At 60.9% G+C, this 13,944-nt stretch carries 22 protein-coding genes and 1 pseudogene; all 23 read right to left on the bottom strand.

Annotation, left to right across the window (positions count from 1 at the left end):
* Positions 1-20: 20 nt before the first annotated feature.
* Complete coding sequence (locus tag QME24_RS21350) at positions 21-989, bottom strand: major capsid protein (protein WP_071984509.1); 969 nt, start codon at positions 987-989, stop codon at positions 21-23.
* 9 nt (positions 990-998) lie between these two features.
* The gene (locus QME24_RS21345) at positions 999-1,745 is read right to left on the bottom strand and encodes a DUF6651 domain-containing protein (protein WP_029886011.1); all 747 of its coding nucleotides are present in this window, start codon (positions 1,743-1,745) and stop codon (positions 999-1,001) included.
* A gap of 150 nt (positions 1,746-1,895) precedes the next feature.
* Positions 1,896-2,972, bottom strand: coding sequence for a hypothetical protein (locus tag QME24_RS21340; protein ID WP_029886012.1), 1,077 nt, complete (start codon positions 2,970-2,972; stop codon positions 1,896-1,898).
* Positions 2,972-4,351, bottom strand: a complete 1,380-nt coding sequence (locus QME24_RS21335; RefSeq protein WP_029886013.1) for a DUF4055 domain-containing protein — start codon at positions 4,349-4,351, stop codon at positions 2,972-2,974. Before QME24_RS21335 ends, QME24_RS21340 begins: the two co-directional genes overlap by 1 nt.
* Before the next feature lie 2 nt (positions 4,352-4,353).
* The gene (locus QME24_RS21330) at positions 4,354-5,601 is read right to left on the bottom strand and encodes a terminase family protein (RefSeq protein ID WP_029886014.1); all 1,248 of its coding nucleotides are present in this window, start codon (positions 5,599-5,601) and stop codon (positions 4,354-4,356) included.
* Positions 5,582-6,238, bottom strand: a complete 657-nt coding sequence (locus QME24_RS21325; RefSeq protein ID WP_071984513.1) for a terminase small subunit — start codon at positions 6,236-6,238, stop codon at positions 5,582-5,584. The genes QME24_RS21330 and QME24_RS21325 overlap by 20 nt, the downstream gene beginning before the upstream one ends.
* Before the next feature lie 38 nt (positions 6,239-6,276).
* Entirely contained in the window at positions 6,277-6,717 is a 441-nt protein-coding gene (locus QME24_RS21320) for a proteasome subunit beta (RefSeq protein ID WP_029886016.1), read from the bottom strand.
* Positions 6,714-6,878: a hypothetical protein gene (locus QME24_RS21315; RefSeq protein WP_235767846.1), complete on the bottom strand. Its 165-nt coding sequence runs from the start codon at positions 6,876-6,878 to the stop codon at positions 6,714-6,716. Before QME24_RS21315 ends, QME24_RS21320 begins: the two co-directional genes overlap by 4 nt.
* A gap of 10 nt (positions 6,879-6,888) precedes the next feature.
* Complete coding sequence (locus tag QME24_RS21310) at positions 6,889-7,119, bottom strand: hypothetical protein (RefSeq protein ID WP_019751353.1); 231 nt, start codon at positions 7,117-7,119, stop codon at positions 6,889-6,891.
* A 55-nt stretch (positions 7,120-7,174) separates the two neighbouring features.
* Positions 7,175-7,444, bottom strand: coding sequence for a hypothetical protein (locus tag QME24_RS21305; protein ID WP_054572370.1), 270 nt, complete (start codon positions 7,442-7,444; stop codon positions 7,175-7,177).
* Positions 7,444-7,755 carry a hypothetical protein gene (locus QME24_RS21300; protein ID WP_016711287.1) on the bottom strand — a complete coding sequence of 104 codons (312 nt, stop codon included), beginning with the start codon at positions 7,753-7,755 and terminating at the stop codon, positions 7,444-7,446. The genes QME24_RS21305 and QME24_RS21300 overlap by 1 nt, the downstream gene beginning before the upstream one ends.
* 496 nt (positions 7,756-8,251) lie before the next feature.
* Positions 8,252-8,584: pseudogene (locus QME24_RS24780) on the bottom strand (hypothetical protein); the annotation flags it as partial.
* Positions 8,585-8,723: 139 nt separating this feature from the next.
* Positions 8,724-9,083 carry an endodeoxyribonuclease RusA gene (locus tag QME24_RS21290; RefSeq protein ID WP_281691034.1) on the bottom strand — a complete coding sequence of 120 codons (360 nt, stop codon included), beginning with the start codon at positions 9,081-9,083 and terminating at the stop codon, positions 8,724-8,726.
* Positions 9,080-9,382 carry a nuclease domain-containing protein gene (locus QME24_RS21285; protein ID WP_232889375.1) on the bottom strand — a complete coding sequence of 101 codons (303 nt, stop codon included), beginning with the start codon at positions 9,380-9,382 and terminating at the stop codon, positions 9,080-9,082. The genes QME24_RS21290 and QME24_RS21285 overlap by 4 nt, the downstream gene beginning before the upstream one ends.
* Positions 9,379-9,963 carry an NUMOD4 domain-containing protein gene (locus QME24_RS21280; RefSeq protein WP_232889373.1) on the bottom strand — a complete coding sequence of 195 codons (585 nt, stop codon included), beginning with the start codon at positions 9,961-9,963 and terminating at the stop codon, positions 9,379-9,381. Before QME24_RS21280 ends, QME24_RS21285 begins: the two co-directional genes overlap by 4 nt.
* Positions 9,963-10,361 carry a recombination protein NinB gene (locus tag QME24_RS21275; RefSeq protein WP_281691033.1) on the bottom strand — a complete coding sequence of 133 codons (399 nt, stop codon included), beginning with the start codon at positions 10,359-10,361 and terminating at the stop codon, positions 9,963-9,965. The genes QME24_RS21280 and QME24_RS21275 overlap by 1 nt, the downstream gene beginning before the upstream one ends.
* Positions 10,354-10,668, bottom strand: coding sequence for a hypothetical protein (locus QME24_RS21270; protein WP_232889369.1), 315 nt, complete (start codon positions 10,666-10,668; stop codon positions 10,354-10,356). Before QME24_RS21270 ends, QME24_RS21275 begins: the two co-directional genes overlap by 8 nt.
* Positions 10,665-10,931, bottom strand: coding sequence for a hypothetical protein (locus QME24_RS21265; protein ID WP_232889368.1), 267 nt, complete (start codon positions 10,929-10,931; stop codon positions 10,665-10,667). The genes QME24_RS21270 and QME24_RS21265 overlap by 4 nt, the downstream gene beginning before the upstream one ends.
* Positions 10,931-11,128 carry a hypothetical protein gene (locus tag QME24_RS21260; protein WP_281691032.1) on the bottom strand — a complete coding sequence of 66 codons (198 nt, stop codon included), beginning with the start codon at positions 11,126-11,128 and terminating at the stop codon, positions 10,931-10,933. The genes QME24_RS21265 and QME24_RS21260 overlap by 1 nt, the downstream gene beginning before the upstream one ends.
* Entirely contained in the window at positions 11,125-11,868 is a 744-nt protein-coding gene (locus tag QME24_RS21255; RefSeq protein ID WP_281691031.1) for a replication protein P, read from the bottom strand. Before QME24_RS21255 ends, QME24_RS21260 begins: the two co-directional genes overlap by 4 nt.
* Positions 11,865-12,614, bottom strand: coding sequence for a helix-turn-helix domain-containing protein (locus tag QME24_RS21250; protein ID WP_281691030.1), 750 nt, complete (start codon positions 12,612-12,614; stop codon positions 11,865-11,867). Before QME24_RS21250 ends, QME24_RS21255 begins: the two co-directional genes overlap by 4 nt.
* Positions 12,611-13,066, bottom strand: a complete 456-nt coding sequence (locus QME24_RS21245) for a hypothetical protein (RefSeq protein ID WP_281691029.1) — start codon at positions 13,064-13,066, stop codon at positions 12,611-12,613. The genes QME24_RS21250 and QME24_RS21245 overlap by 4 nt, the downstream gene beginning before the upstream one ends.
* Positions 13,063-13,872 (bottom strand): Rha family transcriptional regulator, encoded by an 810-nt coding sequence (locus QME24_RS21240; protein ID WP_281691028.1) that lies wholly within the window; start codon positions 13,870-13,872, stop codon positions 13,063-13,065. The genes QME24_RS21245 and QME24_RS21240 overlap by 4 nt, the downstream gene beginning before the upstream one ends.
* Positions 13,873-13,944 lie beyond the last annotated feature (72 nt).

The raw sequence follows: 13,944 nt of genomic DNA, 5'->3' as shown, positions 1-13,944 counted from the left end.
CCCGAAGGGCGCTATGCCGATTACTGCGCGGCGTCACCGATGGTCATGACGCCAGCCGAGGCCTTGATGCTGTTTGCCACCAGATCCCAGTTGGTGCCGGTGGACAGCTCGGCGTTGGTCGGCGACTTGCCGCCGTTGGCGGTATCCCATGTGAACCCCTTGAGGCCCAGCCCGAAGGTGTAGTCGGCCTGCATGGTGGTCTCGATCCGCTCCTTGCCGTTGGAGGTTTCGATGTTGGTGATCAGGTCGGAGCCGTCCATCACCACCGCTGCGCCATCGGCCAGGCTCAGCACCTTCTCCTTGTTCGGGGTACCAGCCTCGTACAGCGCGGCAGCGTCAGTGACGATGACCGCCTTGCCGAGAATGTCGACCACCTGGACGCCCGAGAAGGTGAACAGGCGCTCAGCGTTGGCCAGGTTCTGCCCCATCAGCTTGTGATACATGGCACCGGTCATGACCTGAGCCACCAGGCGCTGGGATGCGTCACCGAACAGAGCGTGGGCGTTGTTGATGCCAACGTAGGTGATGCCGGCGGTGGCAGATACGTCGTTCACCGCTGCCGACTGGTTACCGATGGCCGCGACCAGGGCTGCGATGGCGGTGTTCAGCTGGTCCGACATGATCGACTCGGACAGGTTGCGGCTGATGACCTCCAGCGCCTCCTCCGGGTTCTTCTGCACCCAGGAAAGCTGTGCGGGCTCCCAGATGATCGGGCCGAAGCCACCGGCGATCTTCACCGCGTCATACTGCTTCTGAGCCAGCGGGGTCGAGGACTGGGCGCCGTTCGCGGCATAGCGGTCAACACGGCGCTGAGCGCTATGCAGGCCAGCCCAGAACGATTCCTGCAGGAAGTCACCGTCGATACCTTGGGTGGTAAGACGGATCGAGCCGGCAGACGCGGCGTTGAACTTCTCAACGTCCTGCTGCAGGGTCTCGATGGTGGTTTGCTTGAGGTATTCGTTGAATACCTTCATGTTCGAAAGTGCCATGTTGGCTCCTTAAGCGTCTGCGGTCATGGCCTTGATGGCTTCCAGGCGCGCTGCCTTGTCACCGCCGAGGCTTCCCTTGGTTTGGGGCTTTTGACCATTGGTCGTGTGGGCGCCTGTGCCTTGAGCACCGGTGCCCTTGAGGATGTGATCGCGGTGCGGGTACTGCGAGACGAGGGTTTCGAGCGCTTCGTTGAAGTCGGCCAGCTCACCTGGGCGGGAGCGACTGAAGACCTTCTGGCCTTGAGCGTCATAAGCGACGACCTTGCCTTCCTCGATCTTGAAGTTACTGCCGAAGGTGGCCTGCACCATGTCTGCCGGGACAGCCATTTTCTCGGCAATGAACTGCGAACGGGCGAAGCTGCCACCGATCTTCTCGGCGTACAGTTGCTGCTCGAAGGTCTGAGCCTTGGTGTTGGCTTCGTCCAGCTGGGTCTGGAAGGCCTTGCTGATTTCACCCTTCACCTTCTCGATCTCGCCGGCATCCACCAGCTTCTTGGCGTCGAGGTTGGCGACGATTTCCAGCGCCTTCTTGGCGGCGGCAGCATCTTCGATGCCTTCAAATGCCTTGGCCGTCTTCTCCAGGCCATCAGCGCGCTCTCGGTGCGACTTGGCTTCGGCGTTCAGCCGAGTGATGGTGTTGCGGGTGCCCGCAGCATCGAAGGCGACCTCCTTGCCATCGTCCTCGACGTAGACGGGTTTGCCGTCTTCGATCACTGCGTACTGCTTGCCATCCACTTCAACGGTTTTGAGTTTCATCTCGTCTCTCTGGGCCATCCGGCCTGCTGATGAGCCATCCGGCCCTATTGCGCCCCGTCCATCCGAACCGCAGGCAGAAAAAAGCCCCGCACTGGGCGAGGCCTGCATTGCGCGCCACAAAACGCGATGCTCGTATTTCGTGGCGCGGAATTACTTGAGTCGTTCGTGCAGCTGGTCGAGCGTCAGGAATTTCCCGCGCTCGTTGTAGAAGTCTTCCAGCTTCAGCTTGTCCTGGCGCAGCAGCTTCCCGCGCTCAGGCCCGAGGATCTCGTCCTGGCGGGCTGCGGGCTGGCGAGCAAGCCATTGCGCGTAGGTGGTCTGCTGTGGAACTTGGCCATCCATGCTTGCCCGCGTAGCCGCGTCACTGATCCCCAGCGCCTGGGCGCTCTTGAGTATCGGGATCTTGGTGGACCGGCAGCAGAAGTGAATGCGCCCCGGGCCAGCCAGCCATGGGATCTTGTGCCCAATTGGCTGGTAGGTGCCCAGCGTGTACGGCAGGCGGTCACGGATTCGGCAGGTTGTCGATGTCCGGCTGTCCAGCGTACTCAGCCACTCAACATGGCTGATGATGTCGCTATTGGCCTCGAACGCCTTGTCGCTGGCAGTCTCTGCGGTGTGCGATACAGCGGACCTTACTACGGACTCCACTTCGCGGCGTGGCCGCTGCAAGAGGCCGTCCGCGTACTTCTCGGCCCTGGTGCCCATTATCGTTCGCACGATCTCAGCTGTGGTCTGTCCGTTTACCACGCCAGCGCGCACAGCGTTGCGTATGAGCGCCTTTCGGTCCGCCTCGATGCCGTCCATCCATTCGGAAAGCAATCGCCCCTGGAATGGCCTGGCTGCGGCCTGCGCCCTCACCTGGCTGAACTGTGCGACCTGGATTGGGAACCCGGCCTGCACCAGGGCTGGCACGATCGATTCGAACAGGTTCAGCTGGAACGCGATCTCGTAGGTGGCCACGCCATCAGTCAGCGCAGTCATAGCCTGGCGAACCTGGGCGAAGGTGTCGCTGTTCAGCTGGTTGACCCGGAACAGCGCGGCATCCACGGCCGAAGCGCTCAGGTCTGTACCCAGCGCCTCGATGGCAGACACCAACGCCGCACGCAGCTCAGCGTCGTTACCGTTCAGGATCTTGATGATCGCGACGACTTGGGCATTGCTCAACCTGGACAGATCGACCTCATGCCCAATCAGCTCGTCAATCAGCTGCTCGTTTGCTGTCTTCATCAGATCGCCCCGAGGGCTGGGCCTTGGGATTCAATCTTGGCCAGCTCTTTCTCCCAGTCGTATTCGTCGCTGATCACGCCACGGCGCTGCATCTCAGCGAACAGCGTCTCTTTCGAAAGCATGCCGGCGTTGGCCATGGATACCAGAGTTGGAAGCGACACCTCAGGCATGTAGTCAACGTCGAAGTTGCCGCGCATCTCGACGGTGCCGCCATCACCCTGACCACGGTAATCAGCCATGAACTGGAGCAGCTGCCCCAGGCAATCACCGAACTGGTGAGCCATGCGGGCCAGCGGCGAAAGCTCCTGAGCAGCCTCTTCCTCGGCCTGTGTCGCGGTCTTGGTCGCAGACTTGTCCGGGGTCAGCAGTTTGGCACCTGCCATCCGCATCTCATCCAGCAAGTCCTGTAGCGCGGTGCGCCCGGCCTCTACAGCCTTGCCCGTGTGTTCCACATACTTGAGGTTGCCATCTTTCGGCAGATCGGTAAGTGATCCGGTGCCAACCTTGAACTCTGGCGGGATGACCTTGCCCTGATTGTCGTACTGGGCCTGAATGCCGATACGCACCAGAATCGGCACGCGAATGACATGCAGGATGTTGTCCTGGTCGCTCTGGCTCTGCCAGTGCTTTACGTTCAGGTGGGCCAGCTCCAGCAGCGGTGGCTTGGCAGTCATGAAACCAGTGCGACCGGTGTAGAACGTCACCCATGGGATGTACGTCAGGCTGGTGACGCCCTCGTCATGAACTGCCCATGCGCCACCCTTGCTTGGGGCTCGGTAGATTCTCCACAGGCCTGGCTCAAGTACGCGGATCTGCAAGACGACATCAACGCCGAACTCGCCATCCTCTTCCTCGATCGCCTCAATGTAGCGAATGTGGGTCAGCACACCGCCCTTTGCCTTCCACCCGAGAACCTGCTCAGGCTTGACCATGACAGCATATGGGCGGACGCCCGCGGCTTTCTCTTCCGCCATGGTGCGGCCGGCTTCGGAGGCTGGATGATCAACGAAAGCGTGGCACAGGCCGTGGCTCAAGCCATTCCGGAAGAACTCCACCGACCAGTTGTTCAGGTCGTTTCCGGCCAGGTCGATGTCCGTTGCCATCTCCGCAATCTCGGCCGGAACGTCGTCGCCCAGCTGCAGCGGCTCCGCAAACACCCGAGAGGTCATGTTGCCGACCGTCTCAGAGTACGCGGGCAGCAAGGTGGACTGGGCAAGGCGAGACTTGTAGATCTCATCATCTTCTGCTGGGTATTTCGGCAGCAGCGCCTGGCCAGCAGCGCGCATGGCCATGGTCCCGCCCATGAGCGGAGAGATCACCGCCCAGTATCGGCGCATCTCGTCGACAGCTGGCAGGGTGAAGCTCGGGTTATCGCTCATGGTCACATTCTCAGGGATTGGGTCGTAGTCATTGGGCGTTCGATAGGGAACAGATAGGCCAGCGGATAGCCGGCGGCGTCGTTGAGGTGATCCACCCCGCTCGACTTGTCGGGCATGCCGTTCTTGTCGTAGGCCTGCTGCTCCAATCCGTCCGCAAGGTGCGGGCACCGGTTGACGTTGATCTTCAGGCGCCGCTCGCCATTGCCATTCAGGATCAGCGCGTTGACGGCGTTCACCCTGTCCGCGATTGCGGGGTTTGTCCCGTTCACCTGGATGGAGAATCCGGCCTGTCGCAAGATGCTCAGGTCCGACTCACTGGCATTCTTGCTGCTGGCGTTCTGGCCTGATGCATCGGGGAAAATCTGAATAGGGTGGCCCTTCGCGGCGTATCGCGCCTTGATCAGCTCTGCCATGTACGGCGTATCGCGCCCATCAGTGATCTCGGCTACTGCTACAGGGCATCCGCCGCGCAGGACATAGACAACAGCGCTCATCTTGAGCCTGTTGAAGTCCATGCCGATCAGAAGCGGCTCACGCTCCTGCTCGACGGTGTCGCAGTGGTTCAGCGTCCGGTCAAAGTCTGGATAGACGCTGCCGCTGTTCAGGTTTGTGAACTTTCCCTCGATGTATGCAGTGATTAGCGCAGCTGGGTAGCTGTCGCGAAGGCTCTGCACATAGTCGTCGGGAAGGAACGGATTTGTGTAGGTCGCAGCCTGAACCATCGCATAGCCAGGCTTGGGAGCGCGCCCCCAGGTGTCGTAGACGAACTGGAATCCTTCAGGCGTGGTGTAGGCCGAAACTCGGTTGAATGGCTGCTCTATACCAGTTGGTCGCTGCCGGTTCCGCGCAATGATCTTGCGCCACGCCAGCGCCGCCTGAGCCTTCTTTAGCGTGTCGATCTCGTCGACGTGCGCGCGGTAAGACTCATACCCGATGATTCGCGCCGGGTTTTCGAGCGTCCTGAGGATGAAGTCACCGCAGTTCGGGGCGCTGGTGTAGATGATGTTCTCTTGCTTGTTGTACTTGTAACGAATGCCAAGCTCGCTCAGCTTCTCCTCCATGCGAGGTGCGAGGATCAACCTCACCAGGTCATAGGTCGGCTCATAGAGCGCAATCAGCGCGTCAGAGGAGGACAAGGCATCACGAAGGGCACAGTTGGCCAGGGTCTCCGTCTTTCCGGTACCGAACCCGCCAACGAAGGCAGGGTATTTGTCTTGCAGCTGGAAGAACCTAGCCTGAGGCTCGGTCATCTGGATTCGTAGCGTCCGACCGGCCACCTACCACCTCAATCTCGATTTTGGTTACAGGAGGAGCCGGCTCATGACCTGCCTTAAGCGCGGCCAGCTCGACCCGGCGCTTCTCGATCTCGATCCGCTTGAGCTCTGCATCTAGGTCGGCGTGACCTGCAGGCACGAACATGCCCAGGTGTCGGCCGATATCGACCAGAGCGCCCTTCTTGTCGTGCAGCTTGACCTTCAGGCCGTCGCGCCCCTGAGACACCTCAGCGATGGCAGCAGCCGTGTCATCGTCAATCTCGGTGGAGTCGACTAAGGCCAGCCCGTGGTACGGAACCATGTCCTCAGGGCCCTCATCGTCGGCTTCGACCATGCGGACCATCGTCTCGCCCCAGCGGACCACCTTGCGGATATCGCTGAAGCCGATCTTGGCGAGTTCCTTGAGTACCATGTCCTGGGTGATTCCGGTTCTGCCAGACCTTGACTTCATGCTCTCGGCAACAGCGGCTGAAACACTAACATTTGCTAACAGGCGTGAACCTTGCTCGTTTGCCGTCTTCTTGCTGTAGCCAGCACGGATAGCGGCTTGCGTGGCATTCAGGTCGATCAGGTATTCTTCGACGAAGCGCTGCTGTTTTGCTGTCAGCGCCATAGGGAATTCCTTGAGACTTGGGTGCCTCGCTGGGCTGGTTATTTATGCTCGGCTGCGCGGATCGTCATAGTCCGAACCCTGCCGCCAGTGCTGGTATCGCGCCTTGCAGCCATCTCGACGGCCTTCTCGGCAGATGCGCCCATGTCCATCGCAGCGAATGCGTATGGAGTGCCGCTACCGATGGCGTACGGACGATCAGGCTTGATTGGCGACTTCCACAGACCCGTATCGTCATCCACCGCCACCATCAGCAGCTTCCCGCCATCCACGACGATTGCAGATGCGTCGACCTTCCCGGATGGCGCGGTGCCGAAGTAGGCCCCGACCAATGCGTCATAGTCACAGAGAGCCCCGGACATGAAGAACTTCACGCCGTCGCGCTCAATGCACTTGTCACAGTCGTCATCGGTGATCAGGTCGCCTCGGGTGACGCGGGAGTCGTAGGCGATAACGCCATCCTTGTAGGCGATGGTGGTCATTCAGGATGAACCTCGATCTTGATGCCGCGCCCTACCCAGTAGCTCAAGCGCTCCAGGCATGGTTCGCGACCGGTCATCTGAGCAATGGCGAGCACGCCAGCCAGGTAGAACCTGAGCCACCAGCGATGGCGGCAAACGATGCGTGCAGTTACTGGCGCCATCTGCCCGCCCTCAGCTGAACGGATCGGCCGGCTTGGCGATCGAGCGCACAAACCACATGAAACCCTGCTGCAGGTTGGTCTTGGCCAGGGCCAAGGTGCGCTGGTCCACGCCTTCGATCTGGCCGATCTGCTTGAACAGCTCGCCAGCATCGGCCTCCAGGGCCTTGATCGAGTTCATGCCGTCGATCTCGCTCTGGGTGAGGTCGCGGTAGCCGGTGATCTTCTTGTGCTGGTTGTCCATGGGTGATCCTCAGGTTGTCGCGCCACGAAACGGCGCATAGCGAATTTGTGGTGCCCTACCCGGGCTGGAACACGTGACCGCGCCGGGCGACCGCATACAGGACGATCCCCAGCTTGAGGATCACACCGTACAGGGTGGGTACATGGCCGTTCATGGCCAGGACGAACGCGCCGAACGCGCCGATGGCCACCAGGTAGAACGCGACGGCCAGCAGTGGCGCATCCATTGGCCTGATCCGCCGCAGGTAGTCGCACGCGGCGATCACCACCAGCACGCTCAGGAAGGCATTGGCGCCGATCAGGACTGAAATCAGGGTCGAGCTCATCAGGTAGCTCCCTTGGCTCCGAACTGACCCACGAGCGACTTCAGCACCGGGATGATGTTCATTGCCAGAAGGCCTATCAGAAAGGCCACGCCGTATTGGGTTTCTCCGCTTGTGCCAAGGCTGAAGTAGCTGATGGCGAGCGGGGTGCAGAAGACTGCCGAAGCGAAGCCGGTGAAGAAGGCGGCGACCGCCTGGCCCCGGGTGAGCCCCCGCAGGAAGGTCAGCGAGAGGATCGCTCCTGCGAAGCCGCCAATGATCACGCCGTACTTCACCAGCAGGACGCCGGCAGTCGTGCTTGCTGGTTCGGCCATTGGTTGTCCTTGGGAATTCAGGGCCTCTTGAGGCCCTATTTCGGGCAATAAAAAACCCGGCGCAATGGCCGGGTTCTGTGTGTCAATCCGTAACGCGCAAGATCGACAGGATGGGCAAATATTCTCTCACTTTCTCACTCATTGCAATGGCTATTTGCTACGCCGCGCAACTTTCTATCAATCCCTCTGCATCGAGAAGCTCCTGAGCGGCTGTGAGAGCCTCGTTGACCTGGTTGTCCAGCGTCTTTCGGATGGACGAGCGCCAACGGTACCGAGTCGACTCTGGCTTGCCGTCATTGTCCCAGTTGTCGATGTTGTACCAGGCAGCCGGCAGCACAGCTGCGGACCTCTTGAGCGTCTGCTTTCGATCCACCGCATCGCTCATGCCGCTCAACCCTTTCTCGTTGAACGAATCCACAAGGGCCTTGTTCTTGGCGATAGCTTCGGCCTCCCTGCTCACCATCTCGATCGCGGCCGGCTCATGCTTCCCTCCTACCTGAGGGATTGCCCAGGTCAAAATGGCGCACTCACGGAAGCGCTGAGGTGCAGGCGACTTGATCGTCTTCATCAGCTCCAGTATTGCGTTGTGCTTGCGATCCTCGTGAGTGGAGTACTTCGCCACCAGCGCACGCCAGTGCTCAGCTGAGAGCGACTTGTGCAGCCGGCCGAACACCCAGCAGTCCACGAGGAATGCAGCCTCCTTGCCGACGATCTCGCCTTTCTGCTTGGCCGCCTGAACCTTCGGCTCGAACTCGCAACCGCCTGCGCTGTTGATCGTCTCGGCCGCCAGGGCGCGAACCACTGCCGATACCACGTTCTGATAGTTCATTGCCCACCCCTTGCCCGCTTGGCCTTTCTCACGATGAATTCTTCGTAGCATCGCTTGCGTCGAACCGCGCCTGCCCAGGACAACGCCACACCACCCACCACCATGAGGGTGGCCAAAATCAGGAATCCCCATGCTGGTGTCATGCTGCTGCCTCCTGGGCCTGGATACGGACGCGCACGGCGCCGCCCTTGGTCGTTTCCTTGCTCACCCTGATCTGGGTGGCGAACACGTTGTCGTCGATGCCCAGGGCATCTGCCAGGCCGTCACGACCCGCCTTGAACATCGCCACCAGATTGTCGTCGTCGCGCCGGCGGCGATCTGGCGGGACGAACTCGAGCATGAGCAGCGCTTCACCCTTCGGCGCCTGGATGCCAGCCTGCTTGGCCAGCAGGTGGCAGGCTGCCCGGTAGGACTTGGCCGCCTTGCTCTTTCTGGTCCAGTGCACCCGGGCATTCGGGCTGCATGCGGCCGGTGGCCACGGCAGTGTCAGTTCCGTCATGCGGCCCCCTTGATGGTCAGAATGCCGGCCCGAATCAGGGCCTCATGAGTCTCAGCGATCGCCCGCGGCATGTCGGACCAGTCCACCTCTCCCTTCCCACGACCATCGAGCACGTCGTGACAGGCGCTGCAGGCGTAGACCGCCACGGTGTCGAAGCCCTTCATGCCCATTCCCTTCTGCCCGCATGGCAGGTGGGCCAGCACGGTGGTTTCAGGGTTGAAATTGCAGACGCCTATCAACCTGACCGTACAGTCCTGACCCCTGGCGCTTTCTCTGATCTTCTTGCTGACAATTTTCATACGACGCTCCCCCACGCTTCTCCGCGAACGATCTTTCCAACAGTTCCGCGGTTAACCCCTGTCACTCTGGCGATATCCAGCTGGGAGTTCTTTTGCGCGTGAAGCCTGCGGATCTGGCGAACCTGATCTGGCGTTACCTTGGCGTTCGGGTGGGATACCCCCTCAAGCTTTGTGCCGTGCCTAACCTTGTCAGCCTCATTGTCTTTGTGAGAGCCCCAGGCCAAGTTCTCAGCCCTTGAGTTCATTTGATCCCCGTCAAGGTGCCTGACAACCTCCCCCTCACCTGGAACGAAAGCCTCTGCGACCAGCTGGTGGATGTTCCTTTTGGATTGATCGGGACCATCGCAGAGGCAAACCGCTGGATACCCTGCGCTCATGCTTTGAGCCAGGATCCGGCCTTCAATCAACTTTTCGCCACGACCGAACTTCACGTATCTGCTGATCGAGCGGACGCGGCCTAGGTTGCTCACCTCGTAGAGGCCTACAAAGCCCCGAACCGGACGCCATCTTTCTTCCTGATCATTGACAGTGCAGTCCTGGCCGCGGGCGCTCTCGCGCACCTTCTTGGATACGACACGCATCAGTACCGCCCTCCCCACCGATCCGGCTCAGTCCAGCGCACTCCATGCTCGGCGCCGAAGGCATGCATCACTTCGAACAGGTCGCTGAACCACTTTTGCGACTGCTTGCGGGTCGATACGCCCAGGACGACGAAGCCGCCGTCGATGCCCGGTACTGCGTCCTGCTTCTGCACCGCCGCGCTGAAGATGTGCTTCCAGTCCTCGTCGGTGAGCCTGCGGCCGTACCACTCCACCTGCTGGGAGACGTCGCGGAGCATGGCCCACATCTTCCGGTTGCAGACGTCGGGGCGCTTCTCGTCGCAGATGACGATCAGCTTGGGCTTGGTGAAGTCCTGGGCCTGCAGGCGCCCCAGCAGCGCGCTGACGTCACCCATGCTTCGCATCAGGAACTCAGTCATGGTCTTCCTCGCTGCTCGTCTCAAGGGTCAACTGCTCAAGGGATACGAAACCGATCAAGGTCAGCTCCCAGCACGGCGGCAGTTCGCAATAACCGAACTCTCCGTACTGGCCTGGGAAGTAGGCGCAATCGAACACATAAGATCCGGCGCCCTTCTCAAAGCCCTCCCCGTCCGCCATCTGTTTTTCGATCTCCTGCAGACGCTCCACGGTGATTCGCCCGCTGATCGCAGTGATGAAGGTCTCATCGCCCTCACCCATGTGCAGCACCTCAACAATCAGGTCTTTCCTGAATATGTCGATGGTCATGGCTTCCCCCTCAGAGCGCAGATCTGTTTGTTCTGGCGACGCAGCATTTCCTTCAACCCGTCTTCCTGGCGCTTCGCCTCGCTACGTATTTGCTCGATCTCCACCACCAAGGCGGCGCGGGAGGCTTGCCAGGCTTCCCACATGAACTGAGCGTTCTCGTCGAGGTATTCGTCCATCTGGTGATCGTTGCGCTTAAGCCAGGTGCTGCCGATGTAGGAGCTGATCCACGCTTCGAACTGCTCGCGCATCTTGTTGGTGTCCATCAGTGCTTCTCCTGCGCGTGCCATTTGGCCTTGTATTCGGCGATGAAGTCGGCCGGGAACTGCGAACGCCAGCCGCACCGGCACTTGAACTGCTCGCCATCCCAGGTGGTGCGCGGCATCAGGTGCGGGCATCGCTCTCCACCGCAGTACGGCGAGTAGCCTTCTCGGGTCATCAGGTTTTCTCGAACGAGGCTCATACCCCCTCCCCGGCCGGCTGCCCGGCGCGCTTGATGTTCAACTTGGCCAGCAGATGTGCACGGCACGCGGCGGCGCTGGCTGGGATCTGCTGGACCTCCAACAGCCGCGCCTGCTTCTGGCTGGCGTACTCATCGGCGAGCTGCGCAGCGCTCTTCTGGCTGTCGTGACCGATGCCGGTGGCGATCTTGCCGTCCAGTGGCTCGCCCTCCTGAGCGCGGCGGACGATGATCTCGTAGGCCCGGTCGAAGCGACGGTGCAGGGCCTTGTCGGTCGGCTGGGCGGCGCGCAGGTCGAACAAACCGGTGGCCACGGCAGCCAGGCGCACGCCTTCGTGGCTGTAGCGACCCTCCAGAGCCTCCATCCATGCGTCATCAGCGGCTGGCAGGCCCAGGCGCTCCGGAGAAGGCTTGCACCAGCCGATGAACTGGCCGACGCTCGGCGCGAACGGCGAACCGCTCCGGCGGCACTCCTCGATGGCGTAGCGCACCTGGTTGATGTCGCTGATGCCGGCGTCGATCAGCCCCTTCGTCCAGCTGCGCTTGGCAGCCTTCAGGGCCTTGTCGTCAGGCCATGCCTGCTTGTGGGCCGGGAAGATGGCCTGCAGCTGGCGGAAGATCTTCTCCACCACCTCGCCGGTGGCGTCGTCGACAACGCCCAGCGGCACGCCGGCAACCGGTACCGGCTGGCTGACCTGCAGGGCCCGCGCAGCTGCGGGAATCATTTGGGTGACGTTCTTCATAGGTCATCACTCGTGTCATGACGCCAGCTGGTGTCGTTGAAATCAGGGCCATTGCGAACAGTGCGGCCCTGCTGAGCACCCGGCAGCACCTTCTCTGGGAACAGGCCAGTCCAGCCGTTGCTGATCGACTGGTTGATCACGGCGTCGGGTGCGTGGTGACCGGCAAGGGTCTTGGCCTGGCGTTCACAGGTGGTCTTGGTCAGGCGCTTTCCGATCTCGCGGCGGTGCTGGCACCAGTCCGCCCATACGGAGGTAGTGACGTTGGCAGGGCAGGCAGTCAGAGGGTCGAACTTCGAAGCCTTGCGCGAAGCGGGCGAGGACGCCTTGGCGGCCACGCGCTCACCCTCAGTTGTACTGTTGCTCTTTGTATTACTCTCCTCCGCCTTTTCCGAATAGGGGTCACCGCCTTTTCCGAATAGGGTCGCCGTGTTTTCCGAATAGGTATTCGACTTTCCGAATAGGTTCGAAAGGCGAACACGGCGCTCGACAACCTGCCGGCCATCACGGATCAGCTCGACCCGCAAAAGACCCTTGGCCGACAGAGCGCTGATGATCTCGGACACGCGGGAACTCGACAGCCCAAAGAACCTGGCAAAGTGGCTGTTGCTGGCGTAGCAGCCGCGCACAGGGTCTTGAAGGCTGCCGATCTCAACCATCATCACCTTCTCGGTGATCGACAGGGAGTGGTCGAGCCAGACCTCGGCAGGGATCCAGACGCCCTTGAATTGACGTGGAATGTCGGTCATTGGCCATGCTCCTGCACCAGGCACGCAAGAAGCTCGGCGTCGTCAGCCATCGCCTTATCGACGGCCTGGTCAGCAGCAGCGTACTGAAGCCAGAAATGGCGACCATCCGTGATCCCTACCGCCCTGGCGAGGTTGTTGTAGGGGAAGTCGCGCATGTAACGATACCGCTTGGCGTCCGCGCGCATAGCTTCGTGCTCGGACTGGACGCCATCCCCGGCATCGTCCAGCCTTGTGATGATCTCGCGGACAGTGCGCGCTCCAGCGTCGAGAGAGTCGTGTCCTGGCGGGATGCCGCCCTCAAGCAGCAGCACGAGCTCCTTGGCGGCCTCCATCAAGTCGCAATACAGGGAATAGTCACCTATGCCAGCCGCAGTAACGCGGCCACCAGCCAGCGCCATTCCCAGGTGAATCGGCTCGGCAGCATCTTCTACAACGAGGGTCACGTATTTCATGGGCGCCCCTTCCTGACCATCTCGGTCAGTTCAGGGAAGCGATCCACGTACCAGTGCGGCTGCGTCTCGCGAGGCGATTGCGGGCTGGTCAGGTTCTTGCCGTAGCGAAGGCCTTTCTCGGTGATAGCCCAGAACGTGACCGTCTCCTGCTTGGAATTTTTGCGCTGCATGACCTTGAGCACGCCAGCGGCTTCCAGGGCCTTGTTGAAGGCCGCTGGCGACATGCGGATGCCGTGGTCTTTCAGCAGGGCTGTAGCAGACTTGGTGGCCATGGACGAGCCGCCCGCAGCATCCGGGGCCTCATCGATGGCGTAGCCAGGCAGAAACTTGGCATCCAGGCCGTTGTTCTGGGCGATCTTGGCCAGCATCAGCATCTTGCTGGAGTTTGCCGGCTTCAGGAGGCGGTCAAAGCACTCCAGGATGGCCAGTTCGCCGATAACCTTTGAATTGTTCGCCGGCAACGGCGCAGGCGCAGCGAAGGATCGCTCAAGCTCTTGCCAGCGATCTACCAGCTTGGATGTGAACTCCGGCGAAAGCTGAGCAACGATGACGTAGCTGTCACGCTCGCAGACGTTATAGATCCGGGTTGCCCTAGCCCTGCCCAATTTATCGCGGGACCATTCATCCTCAGATTGAGGATGGACCAGCCCGCTGGCCGCCAGGTCTTCAATGGTACGTTTTACGTTGTCGTGCCGCTTCCCGGTGACGTTAGCGATCTCGCGGGAAGACATAGTGCGCGCCACAGAATCGTGGTTCGCATTTTGTGGCGCGAGGGCCACGGTATTGCTTTGGATGGTCTGATGCATATATGATGACCTCACACAAGCGTTACGAATGCAGTACAAGAAGCCACCCTGCCCGGTGGTTTTTTTGTGCCT

The organism is Pseudomonas sp. PARCl1, assembly GCF_947311875.1.
Lineage (GTDB): Bacteria > Pseudomonadota > Gammaproteobacteria > Pseudomonadales > Pseudomonadaceae > Aquipseudomonas > Aquipseudomonas juntendi.
Note: the sequence above shows the minus strand (reverse complement) of the source record. Positions and strands in the feature narration are given on the sequence as shown.